Here is a 20904-nt window from a genome sequence, read left to right on the forward strand (position 1 = left end):
TGATTTAATATTAATATCGACTATTTTATATTTTTTTTTAGTCAATAGGCAAAAGCATATTTTTAAGTATTCTTTTTCCAACTTCAACTCCTGGCTGATCATATGTGTTTATTCCAAGCATTATTCCAGTTGCAGATGTCAAAAGCTCAAAATAATAAAGCAAATAGCCTATATGCCACTCATCAATTCTATCAATTTCAAGTAAATCAACGCTAACGCCTTCAGCAATAACAGCCTTCAAGCTAGCATCACATTGGGAATTTAAAATATCTTGTAAAGAGTATGAATTTACAAAATTGCAATCTGACAAAAAATCAAATTTAATATCTGGTATTTTTATATCACTATCATGATCTAAAACTTTTAAAAAAGTAACTGTTTTATCTTTCACTCCATCAATTATTAATTGTAAGAAAGAGTGTTGATCTCTTGAACCTATTAAACCAACAGGAGTTAGCCCTACTCTTTGATAGCCCTTTTTTTTGCCAAGAGATTCAGCCCAAAGTTGTATATACCAATCATTAAAACTATAAAATCTATCCGAATAGCTAAACAAAACATTTACGCTAGCACTCTTATGCGTAGTATAATGATAGGCTTTTTGAAGTATTATATCATTTTGATCTTCTAAAAAATTTTTCTTACATGCCTTAGCTCCATCAAGTAATGAAACAATGTCAAAGCCACAAAAATATAGCGGAACTAAACCTATCATACTAAGAATACTAAATCTACCGCCAACATTCTTGGGTATATAAAATACACTTATATTATTTTTTTTTGCAAACTCTTCTAAAGGAGAATTAGGGTCTGTTATCACTGCAAAATTTTCACTAAAATCTTTAATATTAAATTTATAAACTATACACTTAAAAATCGAAATAGGCTCTATAGTTGTTCCTGATTTGCTAGAAATTAAAAAAAACGTATCTTTAAAAGATATATTTTGAGTCTTTTTATCAAACTCAAATGGATCAAGATTATCCAAAAATATAAGTTTTTTCAAACTTTTAAATTTAAGCATTTCATAAACTGCCTTTACTCCAAGGGATGAGCCCCCAATACCAACTAAAACAATATTTTTAAATTTGCTAAATTTATCATCAAATTTATTTAAAATATTTATGGCATAATATCCAAGCTCTGGAAGATGGTAATATCCTATTTCAGCAGACTTAAACTCATCGTTCATTCTTTTTGAAAAATCGTTAATTATATCTAAAGAATTAGATTTAAAATAAATTTTATTATTTATCATATGTATTCTCATAGAAATAATTTGTAGCCTCAACATATCCTTTCAAAGAACCACAATCAAACCTTTTTCCTTTAAATTTATAGGCCAAGACCATTCCATCATTTGCTTGCTTTAAAAGTGCATCAGTTATTTGAATTTCCCCATTTTTACCAGGTTTTGTATTTTCTAATATATCAAAAATATCCGGAGTTAAAATATATCTACCAATTATAGCTAGATTACTTGGAGCATCACATGAATCTGGCTTTTCTACCATATTTGAAACCATTAAAAGATTATCTTCTATTGTTTTTCCTTCTACAACACCATAATTACTTACTTCATCTTTTGAAACTTCCATAACTGCAACTATAGAACAACGATATTTTTCATAAATTTGAACCATTTGAGATAATACTCCTTGGCCATCTTCATTTATACATAAATCGTCTGCCAAAATAACCCCGAAAGTCTCATTTCTAACAAGAGATTTACCGGTGTATATTGCATCTCCCAATCCTCTTATATTTTCCTGTCTAGTAAATGTAAATGTACAAGAATTCATTAAATTTCTAATATCTGTCAATAAATGCTCTTTGCTTGTTCCAGCTATTTGATGTTCTAGCTCATAACTAATATCAAAATAATCCTCTAAAGCTCTTTTGCCACGACCAGTAACAAATGCCATATTATTCATATTTGCTTCTAATGCTTCATCAACGCCATAGTGTATAAGTGGTTTTGTAAGAATAGGTAACATTTCTTTTGGAAGGGATTTTGTAGCAGGCAAAAATCTAGTTCCGTATCCAGCAGCCGGAAAAAGACAAGTTTGAATCATAAAAACTCCTTAATATAATAAGGAATTATAATTAATTTTAACCAATTTTTTTATTAAATAAAGAAACATTTTTTATAAAAAAGTGCGTCCAAACAATAAATAGTTCAGATGCACTTTCTAAAATTAAGCGAGAAATTCTCTTTTAAAGTATTCTCTAGGATGTTTACATACAGGACATGCGCCTGGTGCTTTTTTACCTCTATGTACATGGCCACATACTTCACATACCCAAACGTCTTCTTCTTTGCTTTGAAAAAACGTTTCTTCTTCAAGCATTTTTTTAAGCTCTAAATATTCCCTCTCATGCTCTACTTCAACTTTTCCAATAGCGTTAAACAGTTTTGCAATATCTTTTTTTCCTTCATCTTCTGCAATTTTTTCAAAATCTGGATACATTGTAGTATGCTCATATCTTTCACCATCAGCTGCTACTATCAAATTTTGATTAACATTATCTAGAGGTATTCCATGAATTTCATGGTATTTTCTAAACTCAGCCTTAGCATGCCATTTTTCATTATCTGCAGCCTCATGAAAATGCTTTGCTATTGCATGATATCCAGCTTCTTTTGCTATATCACCATAAAAATCATATTTGTTTCTAGCCATTGATTCGCCAGCAAAAGCTTTCATCAAATTTACAGAGGTAAGATCTTTTGTAATTAACTCCATTTCATCGCCACAGCAAGTTAGTTTGCCGCCACCAACTTCTTGTACTTCTATAACATTACCGCACTTTGAACACCTATAGCTTTCATACTGTCTCATTTTTTCTCCTAAAAACTGAAATATCTTTATTATACCTCAAAATTATAAAATATTTTAATGATTTTTAGATAGAAATTCTTCTTTTATTTCTTCATTACTTTTAACTACTAGTCCAGCCCCATGTATTACATTTGGTATGCAAGATGTACAAATATCAATCTTCTCACCATTTTTTATACCAGAAATATAAACTATATCATCTTCCTTATCACTTCTAATACCGCAAACATTACAAACAACTATGTTATCTTGAATCATTTTAGTCCTTTATATAATTTCATTAATTTTAATATTTTAAATAAAAAAATAAAATGATTTAAATCAATTTTTATATTTTTGAAATACTAAATTAGAAAGAAAAATAACAAAAAATAGCTGCAAAAATAACCCAAGCAACGGAACAAGACTTATTATATAAAACAGTAAGCAAGAAATTTTAAAGTCATTTCCACCGTCCCTTAGCCATAAAATATTAAAATCTTTTAAGTTTAATGCATTTGAGCCAACATCTAATAATATAAACTTATAGTAAAGGTAAAAAAATGGTATATTAATAATAAAAATGTTTACAACAGGAACAAATAAAAATGGTATACTAATAATCAAAATAAGCAAAAATTTAAGTAGTATTATTAGCATTAATCTTAATGTTGTAAAAAAACTAACTTCAGTTGATTTATCGTAATTATAATATTTTTTATTCAAATGATTTGTAATAATTGGGGTTAAAAATCCAGCAACAATAAGCGCTATGACAACAGACAGCAACAAAACTAAAAAAGTTCCAACCATATAAAAAAGTGCAATAATTATCCATTTTGTTATAGCAAAAGTCAAAATAGATATTAAAATAGGATATCTTGATTCATCTATAAATGAAAAGTTGCCACTTTTAGCACCATCGCTTAGCATTTGAAAAAACTCAATCCCGCCAAGCACAAGAAAACCACCAAGAACTAATACTGAAATAATTAATGGCAAAATTGATAATAAAATGAATTTTTTAGTTAAAAATTCATTTAAACTTATTTGAAATATTTTTATCATTTTGCTTTTTTATACTCGTTTTCAAGAGCATTATAAATTTTATCTTCTTCAATGGTTCCATTATCTAAGATTATACTCATAATCTCATTATCTTCTTTACCGTTCCAATATTTTTTATAATTTCCCTCTTTATATCCATGTTCTTGTCTAAATCTATTTAAAACATTTTTACCTATATACAGCTTAAATAAAATATTTAAATTTACGCCACAGCTAAGCGCTATTCTAAAATAATTTGTCAAAACATCTTCTAGTTTATAGTTAAATCCACTACATTTATGAATTAAGGATTCTATATCATTTACTATTTCATAATGAGAATTTGTTCCACCGCTAAATGGCTCATTGCAAAATTTAGAAAATCCACTAACACTTGATATATGCTCACTTAAAACCTCATTATCACCAATGGAGTTTGTAGTATAGTACTCAAGCATCAAGCTCATTATAAAATGCCAAATATCTACCATCTCTACTCTGGCATTTTGCATATCTGCGCTTTGAGATATATTTTTCCAATGTTTCCACGAAAAGCTATTTATAAGCTCCGCACATTCCATATAAATGCAACGTTTCCAACTTATAACCTTCCCATCTTTTGTATAGCCATTTTCCCAACCAATACCACAAGTCTGGTTATTTAGACGCTGCTGCATATCAAGCATAGTTTGCAATATTTTAACATGTTCCATATATAAATCTCCATTTTTGTTAAATTATAACAATTAAATATGAATATTTATATAAATTATACATACAAACTAAAACTATCAAACCTTTGAAGTAAATTTTCAAATAATTTATTCGCATTTTTTAGCATATTTTCATCAGCTTTATTTTGTTTTAAAAGTTCGTCAAATAGTTTTAAAATATTATCACTTACCATATTTTTATGATTTTCATTTTTTATCTCCGGAAGCATACTTTTAATTTCATTTGCTAAATTTGTATAATTTGTGTTTCCAAATTTCTCGCCATCTTTTACATTTTCTAAAAACTTTTCTATCATAGGCTTAATATCTTTAATAGCTTCGTTTATCTCTTTAATATCATTTTGATCTAATCCATTGCCCTCGTATTTAAAATTATAACCATATTCATGCGTCAAAGTTAGTTCAGTAACTTCCAAACCAGAGCTTTTAGAGCTTTTGAGATCCATAGACTTGTTATCATACATTGATAATGATATATTATCACCAGAACTTGTTTTAAAGTTAAAATCGAAATTATTCATAGATAAATTTGACATTTTACTAATTTGCATTTAGAACTCCTTTTGTATATAAATCGTCAAAAGCTAGATTTTATTAAGCAAATTTGGTGCCAATTTTTGATAAATTTATAAAAATATTTAAAAGAGTGTAATTATGGATGAAAAAATAGTAAAATTTTTAAAAAAAATGCATTTACTTACACTTGGGGTAATAAACGAAAATAAACCGTATTTATGCAGTGCTTTTTATGCCTATGATGAAGAAAACTATAAATTTATAATAGCAAGCGATGCAAACACTACTCATATAAAAGCTACACATTTAAATCAAAATGTATCAATTTGTATAGCATTAGATACAAAAATAATAGGTAAAATTCAAGGTATACAATCACAAGGTATTATAAAAAAAGCAACTAAAAATAGTAAAGAAATTTATTATAAAAATTTTCCTTATGCATTAGCATATCCAAGCGATATGTTTGAGATTGATATAAAGTGGATTAAATTTACAGACAACACGCTTGGATTTGGAAAGAAACTTATTTGGAAAAGTATATAATCCTATCTAACTTACTTATTATCCTTTTTATGCATAATTTTATTGTCTTTATTTTTAGTATTATGATCTTTTTTACTTACGCTTATGTTGTTTTTATTATCAGAGTATATTTTATCACCTACACCTTTAACATTTTTAATATCTTCAACACTCTTAAAGCCATTATTGTTTCTATATTCTATAATAGCTTGTGCCTTTGATTCACCAACACCTTTTAAAGTCATTAATTCTTCTTTAGAAGCTGTATTTAAATCAACCGCTCCAAACATATACGTAAAGGCAAATGCCAACAATAAAAGTAATTTTTTCATTTTATGTCCTTTGTAATTGAAGTTTATAAATTCTATTCATATAAATAAAATATATTTTTTATGATTAATAAATAGAATTATTTAAATGAAAAATATACTAAAATTTATTGTAAATAATGTATTTTAAAAAATTATAATTAGTAAAAGGGGTAAAATAAGATTATATGATAGCTCATCCAAGTCGGTATTAAATCGGCTGGATGATCTAAAAAATGTTGGAAATTAAAAATAGTTAAACTACTATTTTTCCATTTTATTCATTTTTTTATGTTTATTTTCTACTTTTTTGACTTTATGATCTGATTTTTTTGCACTATGTTTAACAATCATATTTTTTTTGTTATCGTTATAGATTTTATCACCCACACCTTTAACATTTTTAATATCAGAAGCTTTGTTAAACTTTTTATCTTGTCTATAATCAATTATAGCCTGAGCCTTTGATTCATTAACACCTTTTAAAGTCATTAATTCTTCTTTAGAAGCTGTATTTAAATCAACCGCTCCAAACATATACGTAAAGGCAAATGCCAACAATAAAAGCAACTTTTTCATGCTCAATCCTTTAAAATAAAATGTTTGGTATTTTATCTCATTAATTATAAAAGAAATATAAAATTTTTAGAAAAAACTTTTTACTATAAAAAAATAATTTAATATACTGAAATAATGCATTTATACGACCATACAAGACAATAAGACAATTATTAAATTTATAAAATTAAATTTACAATATCTCACTCAAAGCAACACTATAAAACTAAATCTAGTATTTATAAGAAAGATTATTTTGAAATATATTATATAAAGAATATTTAAGAGATTAACACGCTTTGCAGCGACTTACTTTTCCACATCCCAGTAAGGGAGAGTATCATCAGCCATGATATGCTTAGCTTCTTGGTTCGAGATGGGACAAGGCGTTTCCATATCTGTATAGCCACAAAGCAGTGTTAAATAAAAGAACTAATTAAATTCTCTTATTAAACACTGTTATGTAAATTGTTAAAAGTCTAAGTTTTAATAATAAAACTATTCAATCTTGTTTAATTTATTAGTTATTTTATAACTTTAATTCTAATTTGTGAGTATTTGTTTGTTATACAAGGAAGACGATTTAAAAACAAGGGAGCATACTTTTTTGTATGTGACCGAAGTTTTTAAGAGTCTGACGCTGTAGAGTAGAACAAAGACGAAACAAATTTTATCCTTAACAAGGAAGTGATGCTTATAAAAGTAAGCAAACGTTCTATTAGTACTGGTCAGCTAAATGACTTACATCACTTACACATCCAGCCTATCAAACTAGTAGTCTACTAGAGAACTTAAAAGAAGATTCATCTTGGAGTTGGCTTCGAGCTTAGATGCTTTCAGCTCTTATCACATCCCAACTTAGCTACTGGGCGATGCTCTTGGCAGAACAACCCATACACCAGTGGTTGGTTCAACCCGGTCCTCTCGTACTAGGGTCAACTCTCCTCAATCTTCTTACGCCCACGGCAGATAGGGACCGAACTGTCTCACGACGTTCTGAACCCAGCTCGCGTACCGCTTTAAATGGCGAACAGCCATACCCTTGGGACCTGCTCCAGCCCCAGGATGCGATGAGCCGACATCGAGGTGCCAAACCTCCCCGTCGATGTGAGCTCTTGGGGGAGATCAGCCTGTTATCCCCGGGGTACCTTTTATCCTTTGAGCGATGGCCCTTCCACACAGAACCACCGGATCACTAAGACCGACTTTCGTCTCTGCTTGGCCTGTATGCCTCGCAGTTAAGCTAGTTTATGCCTTTATACTCTACGAACGATTTCCAACCGTTCTGAACTAACCTTTGTAAGCCTCCGTTACATTTTGGGAGGCGACCGCCCCAGTCAAACTACCCACCAGACATTGTCCTACATGAGGATAACTCATGCTAGTTAGCTACCCGAATAAAAAAGAGTGGTATCTCAACAATGGCTCACCATAAACCAAAATCTATGGATCAAAGCCTCCCACCTATCCTGCGCATTCTTATCCAAGTAGCAGTGTCAAGCTATAGTAAAGGTCCACGGGGTCTTTCCGTCTTGCCGCGGGTAGGAGGAATTTTCACCTCCACTACAATTTCACTGGATCCCTCTTTGAGACAGCTCCCATCTCGTTACGCCATTCATGCAGGTCGATATTTAATCGACAAGGAATTTCGCTACCTTAGGACCGTTATAGTTACGGCCGCCGTTTACTCGGGCTTCGATCAAGAGCTTCGCTAATGCTAACCCCATCAATTAACCTTCGAGCACCGGGCAGGCGTCACACCCTATACATCCACTTACGTGTTAGCAGAGTGCTGTGTTTTTGGTAAACAGTCGGGAGGGACTCTTTGTTGTAACCTCTAGTGCTATTCACACTGGTAGGCACACCTTATACCGAAGATACGGTGCTATTTTGCAGAGTTCCTTAAAGAGAGTTCTTCCACGCGCCTTAGAATACTCATCCCACCCACCTGTGTCGGTTTACGGTACGGGCAATTATTACTAAACTTAGAAACTTTTCTTGGCTCGATAGTATCATGGGTTCTCACGCTACTCCGAAGAGCGTTGTGAGCCTTTAAGGTTTCAGATAAAGAAATTCGGATTTGCCTAAATTTCAACCTACGCCCTTAGACTAACTATTCCATCAGTTAGCCCCACTAACTTTAAGCGTCCTTCCATCGCACATAATAATTGGTATTGGAATATTAACCAATTTTCCATCGCATACCCCTTTCGGACTTTGCTTAGGACCCGACTAACCCTACGATGACGAGCATCGCGTAGGAAACCTTGGGTTTACGGCGTTAATGATTCTCACATTAATTATCGCTACTCATGCCTGCATGCTCACTTCTATTCGCTCCAGCGCTCCTTACCGGTACACCTTCAACGCTGAATAGAACGCTCTCCTACCACAGTGTCTATGAATATTCATACTAAATTGCTTTTTAATGTCTTTAATATACTATGCTATTTGTTTTTAAATTTGATAAATTTAAAACTAAAAGTAAAGTATTTTGGATAAGAAATTAATGTTGTAAAGATTTTGTAAAAAGATATAAGACCTAAAGTCTATCATAAGAAAAAATCAAACTCATTAATTTATCGCCAAAAGACAAGCTAGTATAAATAGTCATAGACACTATCTACGACTTCGGTACTTATTTTAGCCCCGTTATATTTTCCGCGCAAAATCACTAGACCAGTGAGCTATTACGCTATCTTTAAAGGATGGCTGCTTCTAAGCCAACCTCCTGGTTGTTTCAGTAACTTCACATCGTTTTCCACTTAAATAAGATTTAGGGACCTTAGTCGGTAGTCTGGGTTGTTCCCCTCTTGACGACGGATTTTATCACTCGCCGCCTGACTGCTGTGATTACACTATAAGTATTCGGAGTTTGATAGGGTTTGGTACATTGGTATACGCCCTAGCCCATTCAGTGCTCTACCCCTTATAGTTACGACACAACGCTATACCTCAATATATTTCGGAGAGAACCAGCTATCACGATGTTTGATTGGCCTTTCACCCCTATCCACAAGTCATCCGGAGCCGTTTCAATGGCCGTCGGTTCGGTCCTCCACCGGCTTTTACACCGGTTTCAACCTGCTCATGGATAGATCACATCGTTTCGGGTCTGCAGCATCTGACTTATCGCCCTATTAAGACTCGCTTTCGCTACGGCTCCGGGTTTCCTTAACCTTGCCAGACACCACAACTCGCAGGCTCATTATGCAAAAGGCAGTCCATCACACGTCATAAAGAATCGTGCTCTGAATGATTGTAAGCAAATGGTTTCAGGTTCTATTTCACTCTGATCACCTCAGTTCTTTTCACCTTTCCCTCACGGTACTTGTGCACTATCGGTCTAGTAGTAGTATTTAGGGTTGGATCGTGGTCGACCCAGCTTCAGACAAGGTTTCACGTGCCTCGCCCTACTCAGGATACTGCTAAGTAAAAAGATGATTTCGTATACGGGAGTATCACCCTCTATGCTCAACCTTTCCAGATTGTTTTACTATCATGTTTTAGTCTTTTATGCAGTCCTACAACCCCACTAGTAAACTAGTGGTTTGCCCTCTTACGCGTTCGCTCGCCGCTACTAGCGTAATCTCTTTTGATTTCTTTTCCTGTTGGTACTAAGATGTTTCAATTCCCAACGTTCGCTCCATATAGGTAGTATATATCACTATATACTGGGTTGCCCCATTCGGAAATCTATGGATCAAAGCTTCTTGACAGCTCCCCATAGCTTATCGCAGTCTAGTACGTCCTTCATCGCCTCTACCAGCCAAGGCATCCACCACTTGCTCTTAGTAGCTTACCTTTTTTACTTCTCACAAGAGCAAAGCTCTTGTTTTGATGAGGAGTTTCACTCCCTCAACCCACCTAAAGTTACAGATGATATTCGCTACTTTGTAGCTCATATCATAACTAGTAAGGTTGATAAACTTAAGTAGTTAAGTTTACATCTTATTGAGAAGATTTTTGAATATTTTTATATTCTAATTCGCATCACTTCCTTGCTAAAGATAAAAGTAGTTTATACTAATTATAATATTTAATCATATGATTTAAGACGGAAAGAGATTAATAATATATAAAGATAAGTTTTTAACTCTTTATATACCGTGACATAATCTTTAAACTTTTAAATTTGGATAACAAATAAATTTAAAAGCTTGCTTTTTATAATCATAATGATTAAAGCTTTAACAAGGTCCTGTAAAATTGTTTTATTTTATTAAAACTTGTTTGTGACTTTTAACAATAATAATTTAAATAACATTTAGATTATAAAATCTAAAATAAACTTACTTAATTAACCAATAAGTTTAGTTTAGATTTTTATTTTATTACTATGATAAACATTTTTATGTAACTACATAGAATAACTAACATACTAATAAGGGAAACTATGGTGGGCCTAATAAGACTTGAACTTATGACCTCACCCTTATCAGGGGTGCACTCTAACCAGCTGAGCTATAGGCCCTTTAATTTATGGTGGAGAATAGCGGGATCGAACCGCTGACCTCCTGCGTGCAAAGCAGGCGCTCTCCCAGCTGAGCTAATTCCCCTCTTTATTATCTTTTTCCTTTATACTTCGTCATATTTCTTCAAAATCTACGTCACATACAAAAAGTATGTTCCTTGATTTCTTAAAATATTCCTTGTCTAAAGAAAAAATCTTAATAAATCTAATATAGTTCATAGACTTATTATTTAATTTTTCTTTTTGTCTATATTTTAGGAATTAGACAAATTTTTATTAGCCGTCAATCTTTCAAAACTAAACAAGGATGATTGAGATTCTCTTTTCTTGACTGATAGTTGTGAGACTTATCAGTTTGTACTCTAGAAAGGAGGTGATCCAACCGCAGGTTCTCCTACGGTTACCTTGTTACGACTTCACCCCAGTCGCTGATTCCACTGTGGACCATAACCAATTTGGTATTTGGGCTTCGAGTGAAATCAACTCCCATGGTGTGACGGGCGGTGAGTACAAGACCCGGGAACGTATTCACCGTAGCATGGCTGATCTACGATTACTAGCGATTCCGGCTTCATGGAGTCGAGTTGCAGACTCCAATCCGAACTAAGACATATTTTATAGATTTGCTCCATCTCGCGATATTGCTTCTCATTGTATATGCCATTGTAGCACGTGTGTCGCCCCGGACATAAGGGCCATGATGACTTGACGTCGTCCACACCTTCCTCCTCCTTACGAAGGCAGTCTGTTTAGAGTGCTCAGCCTAACTGTTAGCAACTAAACACGTGGGTTGCGCTCGTTGCGGGACTTAACCCAACATCTCACGACACGAGCTGACGACAGCCGTGCAGCACCTGTCTTAACATTTCTGCAAGCAGACACTCTTCCATCTCTGGATGATTTGTTAGATATCAAGTCCGGGTAAGGTTCTTCGCGTATCTTCGAATTAAACCACATGCTCCACCGCTTGTGCGGGTCCCCGTCTATTCCTTTGAGTTTTAATCTTGCGACCGTACTCCCCAGGCGGTATACTTAATCCGTTAGGTGGATTACTGCCATGACTAGCATAGCAACAACCAGTATACATCGTTTAGGGCGTGGACTACCAGGGTATCTAATCCTGTTTGCTCCCCACGCTTTCACGCATTAGTGTCAGTTAAGTTCTAGCAGATCGCCTTCGCAATAAGTATTCCTCTTGATATCTACGGATTTTACCCCTACACCAAGAATTCCATCTGCCTCTCCCTTACTCTAGATAAATAGTTTCCCAAGCAGTTTAGTAGTTAAGCTACTAGATTTCACAAGAGACTTATCTATCCACCTACGCGTCCTTTACGCCCAGTGATTCCGAGTAACGCTTGCACCCTCCGTATTACCGCGGCTGCTGGCACGGAGTTAGCCGGTGCTTATTCGTTGGGTACCGTCATTGTTCTTCCCCAACAAAAGGAGTTTACGCTCCGAAAAGTGTCATCCTCCACGCGGCGTTGCTGCTTCAGGGTTTCCCCCATTGAGCAATATTCCCTACTGCTGCCTCCCGTAGGAGTTTGGACCGTGTCTCAGTTCCAATGTGACTGATCATCCTCTCAGACCAGTTATGCGTCAAAGCCTTGGTGAGCCATTACCTCACCAACTAGCTGATACAATATAGCCTCATCCCATAGCGAAAAGACTTTCCCTATTAAACTTATGCAAAATAGGAGTATGAGGTATTAGCACTCATTTCTAAGTGTTGTTCCTCTCTATGGGGCAGATTAGCTATACATTACTCACCCGTGCGCCACTAATCCGTCCTAGCAAGCTAGGACTTCATCGTTCGACTTGCATGTATTAGGCACGCCGCCAGCGTTCACTCTGAGCCAGGATCAAACTCTCCATATTAACTTCAAGGAGTAAATACTCCTTTTGAACCACCTAAATGATACATTAAGGTGTTTTAAATTATATGAAGTTTTAATCTAAAAACTTTTTATTTTTATTATCTTGTTTTTATCTACTCTTTACTTTCCTAAGAAAGCCTAAGAGCAAATGGCTCAATCGATCACTTGTTTAGATTTCAAAGATTGACTAAAAATGTTTAACAATATTAATTTAAAAAACATACTTCAAACAATAAAAAAAGATCTTTTGGATTTCAAAAGGTTTTTCTGTGAAGCGGAAATTGAATTGTACAGAAGAATTGCTTAAAAGTAGCTGAAGTGGGGGATATTAAATAAAAACAATTAAGATTTATTTAATATGTTTGATTCTATTTAATATATGCATAACCAGTTTCAGAACTAATAATAATGGTTATACTAGCACCACCAATATCCGTTAAAGTAATAGCACAATCTTCTTTAAAAAATCTATCTGTCGCATTTATTGAGCCTCCTCCACTAGTTGTAGAGACTTTTCTCATTGGTCTTCCAAGCTCGTCAAAGCTTATACCTTGGTTACGATTTTGACCACACTCTTTACTAAAAGATACAGCAGTTACACCAAAACTTTTTTGTATATTCAAGCTCTCATTAATATTTTTAATATCATTATTTGAAATACCACTCCAACCTGCACTTAAATATTTTTTAGGATTTAAAGGATCTTTTGCAACTTGATTTTGCGAATTTAAATTACCACTTTTTGTTTTATCAGTATAAACTTGATAAGAAAGACAATTTTCTTCATTTCCTCTTACATAACATTTACCGGTATTTGCATTTTTTGTAAATTCTATAGTCCATCTAGTTTTAAACCAAGTTGGATCACTTGTATCAAATTTATTATCATTCATAGCAAGTTGCTGTGTATATCGGATGTGAGAGAGAATTTGATCTGCTGCTTCTTGAATGTTATCTCTTGTAAATCTTGGAATAGCTATTATTGCAATTATTGCTATTACAACTATAACTATTACAAGCTCAAGTAAAGAAAATCCCTTTTTCATATTTATATGCCCAATAAATTTTATATTCTCAAATCATAGCATTATTTTTTTTCAATAATATTATAAGTAGATATTAATCTGTTCATTTTATATAGCTTAAATACATAAATTATATTATCATCTATTTTTGTATATTTTGGCTCTTTTAGTAAAATATTTGAGTTTTCATTATCATATATACCATAAAATTTAAGCCTTAAAGCAATCTTTTTATCTTCTATATTTAAATTATTTAAGTTATTTTGTTTTAGATAATCAGATAATTCTTCTGCCACATGATAATTATAAGCAAAATGTTTTTGCGGCTTATCTTTAAACTGAAATCCATATAAGATTGGATTTAAAATAATAATCATACTAAAAAATATCAAACTCAATAAAACAATAGTAGTTATAGCACCGTATGTTTTTCTAAATCTAGGTAATCTAATCCTATATGAGCCAAAAAAAACCCTAACCATTAAAGGGACAGCAATAACACTAAAAGGTAAAAAATCTTCTAAATATAATTTTTGTCTAACAGAAAGCAAAGCGCAAAGCGCAAAAGACCCAGCACTCACAAACCAAAATATATTTTTATCCTGATCTTTTATCGCAATTCTGTACATAGTATAAATAAAGTATAAAAATAAAAAAGGAGAGAAAACTGCCGCAAAAATACCAATAGTATCTACAAGATAGCCCCTTGGTTTTCCTTCCATTTCAAAACCAAAAATTAAAATAGATATCATAAAACAAAATAGTGCCACAAAAGAGATTCTTCTATGTTTTATGTAAATACTAAACATTAAAACGCATATATAAAAAATCATAAAAGAGTTAGAAATGAAGGCACAAATAAACATTGATGCATAAAAGGATTTAAAAAAATTATTTTGGTATAGATATAGCATACAAAGAGTTAAAAAAAGAACTAGCCCTGCTTCATTAACCAAAATTGCACTAGCTAAAATTCCTGGCAAAAAAATAAATAAAATAGTGCTTAGATATCTATCATTTCTTCTTTTTAAAATATGTTTTGAAACTTTATAAAGAAGTATCAATGATAAAAAATGAAATATCAAAAAAGGCAATCTTAGGGCATAATCATTTTGTCCAAAAAATTTACAACTTAATCTTACTATATAGGATAAAAGTGATTTTTCTTCATAAAAAATTTTCGCTTCATCATAGCTGATACTCAAATTTGAAATACAATATAACAAAATAAGAGCATCCAAAAAACATATAAAAAATAATATATAAAATTGTGTTTTATCTTGATTTGTTGCCATATATTAAATTTTTATATCCCAAAAGAACTCAACCCATTCATTTGCTTCTTTTACTGTATATTCAGGAAATAGTAAAGCTTTTGATTTATAATAAATAGTAGCTATTTTAATATCTAAATGTGGGTAAATTTCAAGCAGTCTTTTTTTAACAGCAACCATACTTTCTCCGCTATCTATTATATCTTCTGATATCAAAACTTTTTTAAAATTACTTAAATCTGGAATATTGAAAATTTCAATAGTATCTAACTTTGTTTTACCATCATAATGCACTGAGTTTAATGAAAATAAATTTCTATTTTCAAGAGCTACAGAAAGAGAATGTCCTAAAGTCATACCACCTCTTGCTATAGCCAAAATAACTTCTGGATCAAATTCATTTCTAATTTTTCTTGCCATTACTGGCACATCTTTTGCAAATTCTTCGTAAGAATAATATAACATAAAAATCCTTTAATAAACTAAGAAAGCTATCAAACTTATAACTGATAGAGTTATAATTCCCATATTTAAATCTTGGAATTCTCTTTTTATAATTTTTACAAAAATAAAAGCCAAAAAACCACAAGCAAGTCCATTCGTAATAGAATAAGTTAGAGGCATTAACATAACAATAAGAAAGGTAGAAACACTTGTTGCTTGATCATTGAAGTTAATTTTACCAAGCTCACTAAACATTAAAATTCCAACCATTACTAAAACAGGATAAATAGCATTTGCAGGTATAGATTTGAAAAATGGTAACATAAAAAGAGTTAATATAAAAAATAATCCAGTAAATACTGCTGTTAATCCTGTTCTGCCTCCTGCTTCAACACCACTTGCGCTTTCTGCAAATGCTGTTATTGTTGAAAGACCAAAACAAGAACCAACTACAGCCATACCAGAATCAGCTTGAAGTGTTTTTTCTAGTTTTTTTAGTCCATCTTTATTATCAAAAATTCCAGCTCTATTTCCAACACCAGAAAGCGTTCCAAGAGAGTCAAAAAGATGAGTTATAAAAAATGTTATAATAACTGGAATTAAAGACAGTTTCAAAGCCCCAACAATATCTAGCTCTAAAAATAAAGGTGAGACAGAAACAGGCATAGAAAAAAACTTACTTGGCGATTCATTGAATCCAAAAATCCAAGCTATTAAAGATGTTGAAATTACAGCTAATATAAAACCACCTCTTATTCTAAACGCCCAAACAGCTACTACAAAAAATAATCCTATAATTCCTAAAATAACATTCTTATCGCCAAAATTTCCTAATGTTACCAATGTCTCTGGATTTGAGTCTATAAAACCCATTTGCTTTAATCCAATAAAAGCTATAAAAGCGCCAATTCCGGCACTTATTGCTCTTCTTAAATTCATTGGTATACTTTTTAAAATCCATATACGGAAATTTGTAAAAGATAGTATAAAAAATATAAAAGCAGAAATAAACACCACCCCAAGAGCTGTTTGCCAACTAGCTTTTCCAGCTAACACTATACCAAAAGTAAAGTACGCATTTAAGCCCATGCCTACACTCATTGATATTGGCGTATTTGCCCAAAATCCATTTACTACTGTTGCTAGCATTGTTAAAAGTGCAGTTGCACTTAGCAGCGCATCCATTGGCATACCTGTTTTGCTCATAATGATTGCATTTACAGGCACTATATAAACCATCGTAAGAAACGTTGTTAACCCGGCATTAAATTCTTGCTTGACAGATGTATTGTTTTGTTTTAATTTAAAAAAATCCATTGTATTTTCCAAATTTTAATATATTTTAAGTTCGTTATATAAACTATCGCGTTCAACTGGAATCAAATTTGATGATTTTATAAGATCTATAAAATCCTTTATGCTTTCACCATTTTTGCTCTTTGCACCTGCACTACTTTGTATACTCTCTTTTTCTATGGTTCCATCCAAATCATCACAACCAAATTCTTGTGCAACCATAGCAAGTTTTAAGGTCATTGTTGCCCAGTATGCTTTAATATGTTTAACATTATCAAGTAAAATTCTACTTATTGCAACAGTTTTTAATATTTCTTCTGCACCTAAATATTTTTCAATTTTCAAATAGTTATTTTCTCTTTGATAAACAAGTGGTATGAAGGCATTAAATCCACCTTTATCATTTTTTAGCGCTTCATCTTGCAAATCCCTAATGCGAAAAATATGATCTATTCTATGAGATCTATCTTCTATGTGCCCAAAAAGCATAGTAGCATTACTCTCTTTGCCTCTTTTATGCCAAAGACGATGAATTTCAAGCCAGTTTTGTGAGCCAACTTTTGTTTTGCAAATTTGCTTTCTAATCTCTTCATCAAAAATTTCAGCTCCTCCGCCAGGCATAGAATCAACACCATATTCAATCATCTTATCAAGCACTTCATCATAACTAAAACCATCTTTTCTATGCAAATAATCTACTTCAGCAGCAGTCATTGCTTTTACATGTAAAAATGGATATTTTTCTTTAATTTTTTTAAAAATTTCCAAATACCATTGCCAAGAAACATTTGCGTTATGTGCGGAAACTATATGAACTTCTTTTGTACCTCTAGCAACGGTTTGTTCTACTATTTTCATGATTTCTTCATGACTCATAGTGTAAGCATATTCGTTTTTTCTATGAGCAGAAAATGCACAAAACTGACAAACATCTGCACATAAATTTGTAGGATTTATGTGCCTATTTGCATTGAAATAAACCTTTTTTCCATTAAATTTTTGTCTTATATCGTTTGCAATTTCACCCAATTCAAAAAGATTCATATCATAAAGGGATAGCGCCTCATTAAAATTTAATCTTTGATTATTTTTTATTTTTTCCAATAAATTCATATATATTTTATCTATCCTTGGTATTGTCATTAATAAAAATGAACTATAATTATATGATTTTTAACTTAAAATAAAGTTTTTAAATTTTATAAAACTTAAGTATAATACTAAAAATTAATCAAAGGATATATATGTGCGGAATTGTTGGTTACATTGGCGAAAAAGAAAAAAAAGATATCATCTTAAATGGTCTTAGTGAACTAGAATACAGAGGCTATGATAGCGCAGGAATGGCCGTTATGGATGAAGACGGAATAAACTATTTTAAAGCAGTTGGAAAACTTGAAAATCTAAGACACAAAACAAAAGATTATGAAAGCAAAGGTTTTGGTATGGCAATAGGTCATACTAGATGGGCAACTCATGGTAAGCCAACAGAAATAAATGCTCATCCTCATTTGGGTGAATTTAGCTTTGTTATACATAATGGAATAATAGAAAACTACAAAGAAATTAAAGAAGAATTAGAAGCAAAAGGTATTAAATTTCTTAGTCAAACAGATACTGAAGTTATTGTTCATCTTTTTGAACACTTTACCAAAATAAGCAACTCTCCTTTTGAAGCTTTTAACAATACAGTAAAAAAATTAAAAGGCTCTTTTGCAACTCTACTTATAACAAAATTAGCCCCTGATACAGTATTTTTTGCAAAAAATGCAGTTCCTTTGATAGTTGGTAAAAATAACAACTCAAAAGAGATATTTTTTGCATCATCTGATGCACCACTTATAAGCCTTGCAACAGATGCAATGTATCTTGACGATATGATGTATGGATATGCAAAATACGGAGAAATTAAGATATTTAAAAAAGAAAAAGAAATTTCTCCAAGCTTCGTAGCTCTTCCAAAAGATAAAACATATGCTCAAAAAGAAGGTTATAGATTTTTCATGGAAAAAGAAATTTTTGAGCAAGCACAAGTTGTTGGCGAAACACTAATAGGAAGAGTAAAAGACGGAAAAGTTATTTTAGATGAGCTAAACCCAAGTATTTTTGAAGATATTAATGAAATCACAATTTGCGCGTGCGGAACAAGTTATCATGCTGGATTGGTCGCTAGTTATCTTTTTGAAAGAGTTGCAAAAATCAGAACCAAGGTTGAATATGCAAGCGAATTTAGATACAAAGAACCGCTTTTAAATCCAAAATCACTTTTTGTAGTTATCTCTCAAAGCGGTGAAACAGCCGATACGCTCGAGGCTTTAAAGATAGCAAAAGAAGCAGGTCTTAAAATACTAGCTATTTGTAATGTTGATAACAGCTCAATAGTAAGAGCAGCGGACTCTGTTTTATTAACAAGAGCAGGAATAGAAAAAGGCGTTGCTAGCACCAAAGCTTTTGCAACTCAAGTTGTAGTTTTATGGATGTGTGTGCTTTATCTTGCAAAACAAAGAAATAGCATTAGTGATAAAGATTATGATGCCGAAGTAAAAGCACTTCTTCATACACCACAAGTTTTAAATGTAAAAGATAATTTACAAGATAAAATTTACAGACTAGCAAAGAGATATTTAAAAGGCCATGGATTTTTCTTTATAGGTAGAGATGTCTTTTATCCACTTGCACTTGAGGGCGCATTAAAACTAAAAGAGATAAGCTATCTTCATGCAGAAGGCTATCCTGCTGGAGAGATGAAACACGGGCCCATAGCTCTTGCAGATGATGGGTTAACAGTGGTTGCTCTTATGCCAGAAAATATACTTTATGATAAAACAAAGAGCAATGTGGAAGAACTTGCAGCAAGAGATGCTACTATACTTGCTATAAGTCCACTAGAATTTGATTTGAGTGATGATTTTATCAAAACATCAAAACAAGATCATATAATGGGCGAATTTTTTGAAATAATGATAATTTTACAACTTTTATCCCTTCAAATTTCAATAAGACTTGGTAATGATGTTGATATGCCAAGAAACCTAGCAAAAAGCGTTACAGTAGAGTAATATATAAGGCAGCTAGCTTATGCTGCCTTAATAATTTTATTTAAAAATATCAGTCGAAAGATATCTTTCACCGGTATCATTTAACATTGTTATTATAATTTTACCTTTATTTTGCCTTGCGATTTGTGAAGCTGCAAAAACATTTGCACCACTTGAAATTCCAACCAATAATCCATCCTTTGTTGCTAAATTTTTAGTTGCCATAAATGCATCTTCGTTGCTTACTGATATAAATTTATCAACTATATTTTGATTTAAATTTTCTGGTATAAAATTTGCGCCAATTCCTTGTATCTTATGACTTCCTGCATATCCTTTTGTAAGAAGTGGGGAAGCTTCTGGCTCAACTCCTATAACCTGCAAATTTGGAATATGCTCTTTTAAAATTTCAGCCGTTCCACTAAGTGTCCCCCCAGTTCCAAAAGAAGCTATAAAAAAATCTATTTTACCATCTGTATCGCGCAGAATTTCAAGTGCGGTAGTTTTTTTATGAGCATCTCTATTGGCCAAATTGCTAAATTGCATAGGAATAAAAGAATTTTCAATCTCATTTGAAAGCCTATTAGCTTCATCGACTGCTCCTTTCATTCCAAATTTTGGATCAGTTAAGACAAGCTTTGCTCCAAATGCAGATAATAGTTTTTGTCTTTCTATACTCATAGAACTTGGCATTGTTAAAATTATTTTAAGTCCATAGTGGGCCGCAAGCATGGCTAGGGAAACACCTGTATTTCCACTTGTTGGTTCAATTATAGTAGTTTTATCGTTTATCAAACCTTTATCCATCGCATCTTTTAGCATAAAAAAGGCTGCTCTATCTTTTACAGAATGACTTGGATTTAAAAACTCGCATTTTGCCAAAATTGTGGCATCTTTTGAAAAACTATTTATCTTTACAATTGGCGTATTGCCAATCAATTCTGTTATATTGTTTGCAATATTCAT

At 32.3% G+C, this 20904-nt stretch carries 17 protein-coding genes, 2 tRNA genes and 3 rRNA genes; 2 read left to right on the plus strand and 20 right to left on the minus strand.

Translation table 11 applies throughout. From position 1 onward, the window contains the following. Positions 1-37 precede the first annotated feature (37 nt). The 7 genes from ACZ5VL_RS00185 to ACZ5VL_RS00215 form a co-directional block, all read right to left on the minus strand. On the minus strand, positions 38-1258 hold the full coding sequence (locus ACZ5VL_RS00185; RefSeq protein WP_464198841.1) for a glucose-6-phosphate isomerase: 1221 nt from the start codon (positions 1256-1258) through the stop codon (positions 38-40). Next, the gene (galU, locus tag ACZ5VL_RS00190) at positions 1248-2075 is read right to left on the minus strand and encodes a UTP--glucose-1-phosphate uridylyltransferase GalU (RefSeq protein ID WP_464198843.1); all 828 of its coding nucleotides are present in this window, start codon (positions 2073-2075) and stop codon (positions 1248-1250) included. Before galU ends, ACZ5VL_RS00185 begins: the two co-directional genes overlap by 11 nt. 123 nt (positions 2076-2198) lie before the next feature. Beyond that, positions 2199-2843: a ferritin family protein gene (locus ACZ5VL_RS00195; RefSeq protein WP_464198845.1), complete on the minus strand. Its 645-nt coding sequence runs from the start codon at positions 2841-2843 to the stop codon at positions 2199-2201. A 54-nt stretch (positions 2844-2897) separates the two neighbouring features. Beyond that, positions 2898-3101 carry a hypothetical protein gene (locus ACZ5VL_RS00200; RefSeq protein WP_464198847.1) on the minus strand — a complete coding sequence of 68 codons (204 nt, stop codon included), beginning with the start codon at positions 3099-3101 and terminating at the stop codon, positions 2898-2900. 63 nt (positions 3102-3164) lie between these two features. Next, the gene (locus ACZ5VL_RS00205; protein ID WP_464198849.1) at positions 3165-3890 is read right to left on the minus strand and encodes an EI24 domain-containing protein; all 726 of its coding nucleotides are present in this window, start codon (positions 3888-3890) and stop codon (positions 3165-3167) included. Further along, the gene (gene dut, locus ACZ5VL_RS00210) at positions 3887-4582 is read right to left on the minus strand and encodes a dUTPase (protein ID WP_464198851.1); all 696 of its coding nucleotides are present in this window, start codon (positions 4580-4582) and stop codon (positions 3887-3889) included. The genes ACZ5VL_RS00205 and dut overlap by 4 nt, the downstream gene beginning before the upstream one ends. Positions 4583-4638: 56 nt before the next feature. Continuing rightward, entirely contained in the window at positions 4639-5154 is a 516-nt protein-coding gene (locus ACZ5VL_RS00215; protein WP_464198853.1) for an ATP/GTP-binding protein, read from the minus strand. 103 nt (positions 5155-5257) lie between these two features. On the opposite strand from ACZ5VL_RS00215, the gene ACZ5VL_RS00220 reads away from it, so the two are divergent. Further along, positions 5258-5665, plus strand: a complete 408-nt coding sequence (locus ACZ5VL_RS00220) for a hypothetical protein (RefSeq protein WP_464198855.1) — start codon at positions 5258-5260, stop codon at positions 5663-5665. Between the two features lie 11 nt (positions 5666-5676). Here ACZ5VL_RS00220 and ACZ5VL_RS00225 read toward each other — a convergent pair whose 3' ends face one another. From ACZ5VL_RS00225 to mqnE, 12 genes are all read right to left on the minus strand, one after another. Further along, positions 5677-5976, minus strand: coding sequence for a ComEA family DNA-binding protein (locus tag ACZ5VL_RS00225; protein ID WP_464198410.1), 300 nt, complete (start codon positions 5974-5976; stop codon positions 5677-5679). A gap of 240 nt (positions 5977-6216) precedes the next feature. Next, complete coding sequence (locus ACZ5VL_RS00230) at positions 6217-6531, minus strand: ComEA family DNA-binding protein (RefSeq protein WP_464198409.1); 315 nt, start codon at positions 6529-6531, stop codon at positions 6217-6219. A gap of 275 nt (positions 6532-6806) precedes the next feature. Then, positions 6807-6924: ribosomal RNA gene (rrf, locus tag ACZ5VL_RS00235) — 5S ribosomal RNA — on the minus strand. Positions 6925-7208: 284 nt separating this feature from the next. Next, positions 7209-10315, minus strand: a 23S ribosomal RNA gene (locus ACZ5VL_RS00240). A 592-nt stretch (positions 10316-10907) separates the two neighbouring features. Further along, positions 10908-10984, minus strand: a tRNA-Ile gene (locus ACZ5VL_RS00245). Between the two features lie 9 nt (positions 10985-10993). After that, positions 10994-11069 (minus strand) — tRNA-Ala (locus tag ACZ5VL_RS00250). 281 nt (positions 11070-11350) lie between these two features. After that, positions 11351-12862: ribosomal RNA gene (locus tag ACZ5VL_RS00255) — 16S ribosomal RNA — on the minus strand. Together the 16S, 23S and 5S rRNA genes with 2 tRNA genes alongside form the textbook arrangement of a ribosomal RNA operon. Before the next feature lie 367 nt (positions 12863-13229). Further along, entirely contained in the window at positions 13230-13907 is a 678-nt protein-coding gene (locus tag ACZ5VL_RS00260) for a prepilin-type N-terminal cleavage/methylation domain-containing protein (RefSeq protein ID WP_464198857.1), read from the minus strand. A 41-nt stretch (positions 13908-13948) separates the two neighbouring features. Continuing rightward, the gene (locus tag ACZ5VL_RS00265) at positions 13949-15181 is read right to left on the minus strand and encodes an ArnT family glycosyltransferase (protein ID WP_464198859.1); all 1233 of its coding nucleotides are present in this window, start codon (positions 15179-15181) and stop codon (positions 13949-13951) included. A gap of 3 nt (positions 15182-15184) precedes the next feature. Next, complete coding sequence (locus ACZ5VL_RS00270; RefSeq protein ID WP_464198861.1) at positions 15185-15625, minus strand: phosphoribosyltransferase; 441 nt, start codon at positions 15623-15625, stop codon at positions 15185-15187. A 9-nt stretch (positions 15626-15634) separates the two neighbouring features. Next, on the minus strand, positions 15635-16921 hold the full coding sequence (locus ACZ5VL_RS00275) for an NCS2 family permease (RefSeq protein WP_464198863.1): 1287 nt from the start codon (positions 16919-16921) through the stop codon (positions 15635-15637). A 15-nt stretch (positions 16922-16936) separates the two neighbouring features. Next, positions 16937-18013, minus strand: coding sequence for an aminofutalosine synthase MqnE (gene mqnE, locus ACZ5VL_RS00280; RefSeq protein WP_464198865.1), 1077 nt, complete (start codon positions 18011-18013; stop codon positions 16937-16939). Between the two features lie 131 nt (positions 18014-18144). Between mqnE and glmS the strand changes: the two genes are divergently transcribed. After that, entirely contained in the window at positions 18145-19959 is a 1815-nt protein-coding gene (glmS, locus tag ACZ5VL_RS00285) for a glutamine--fructose-6-phosphate transaminase (isomerizing) (protein WP_464198867.1), read from the plus strand. A 36-nt stretch (positions 19960-19995) separates the two neighbouring features. On the opposite strand, the gene cysK is transcribed toward glmS, so the two are convergent. Next, on the minus strand, positions 19996-20904 hold the full coding sequence (cysK, locus tag ACZ5VL_RS00290; RefSeq protein WP_464198869.1) for a cysteine synthase A: 909 nt from the start codon (positions 20902-20904) through the stop codon (positions 19996-19998).

It is taken from the genome of Campylobacter sp. GTC17093, from assembly GCF_055397635.1.

Bases quoted from the DNA above. Each gene is read 5' to 3' on its own strand.
- ACZ5VL_RS00185 (WP_464198841.1), bottom strand. From the start codon at position 1,258: ATGATAAATAATAAAATTTATTTTAAATCTAATTCTTTAGATATAATT.
- galU (WP_464198843.1), bottom strand. From the start codon at position 2,075: ATGATTCAAACTTGTCTTTTTCCGGCTGCTGGATACGGAACTAGATTT.
- ACZ5VL_RS00195 (WP_464198845.1), bottom strand. From the start codon at position 2,843: ATGAGACAGTATGAAAGCTATAGGTGTTCAAAGTGCGGTAATGTTATA.
- ACZ5VL_RS00200 (WP_464198847.1), bottom strand. From the start codon at position 3,101: ATGATTCAAGATAACATAGTTGTTTGTAATGTTTGCGGTATTAGAAGT.
- ACZ5VL_RS00205 (WP_464198849.1), bottom strand. From the start codon at position 3,890: ATGATAAAAATATTTCAAATAAGTTTAAATGAATTTTTAACTAAAAAA.
- dut (WP_464198851.1), bottom strand. From the start codon at position 4,582: ATGGAACATGTTAAAATATTGCAAACTATGCTTGATATGCAGCAGCGT.
- ACZ5VL_RS00215 (WP_464198853.1), bottom strand. From the start codon at position 5,154: ATGCAAATTAGTAAAATGTCAAATTTATCTATGAATAATTTCGATTTT.
- ACZ5VL_RS00220 (WP_464198855.1), top strand. From the start codon at position 5,258: ATGGATGAAAAAATAGTAAAATTTTTAAAAAAAATGCATTTACTTACA.
- ACZ5VL_RS00225 (WP_464198410.1), bottom strand. From the start codon at position 5,976: ATGAAAAAATTACTTTTATTGTTGGCATTTGCCTTTACGTATATGTTT.
- ACZ5VL_RS00230 (WP_464198409.1), bottom strand. From the start codon at position 6,531: ATGAAAAAGTTGCTTTTATTGTTGGCATTTGCCTTTACGTATATGTTT.
- ACZ5VL_RS00260 (WP_464198857.1), bottom strand. From the start codon at position 13,907: ATGAAAAAGGGATTTTCTTTACTTGAGCTTGTAATAGTTATAGTTGTA.
- ACZ5VL_RS00265 (WP_464198859.1), bottom strand. From the start codon at position 15,181: ATGGCAACAAATCAAGATAAAACACAATTTTATATATTATTTTTTATA.
- ACZ5VL_RS00270 (WP_464198861.1), bottom strand. From the start codon at position 15,625: ATGTTATATTATTCTTACGAAGAATTTGCAAAAGATGTGCCAGTAATG.
- ACZ5VL_RS00275 (WP_464198863.1), bottom strand. From the start codon at position 16,921: ATGGATTTTTTTAAATTAAAACAAAACAATACATCTGTCAAGCAAGAA.
- mqnE (WP_464198865.1), bottom strand. From the start codon at position 18,013: ATGAATTTATTGGAAAAAATAAAAAATAATCAAAGATTAAATTTTAAT.
- glmS (WP_464198867.1), top strand. From the start codon at position 18,145: ATGTGCGGAATTGTTGGTTACATTGGCGAAAAAGAAAAAAAAGATATC.
- cysK (WP_464198869.1), bottom strand. From the start codon at position 20,904: ATGAATATTGCAAACAATATAACAGAATTGATTGGCAATACGCCAATT.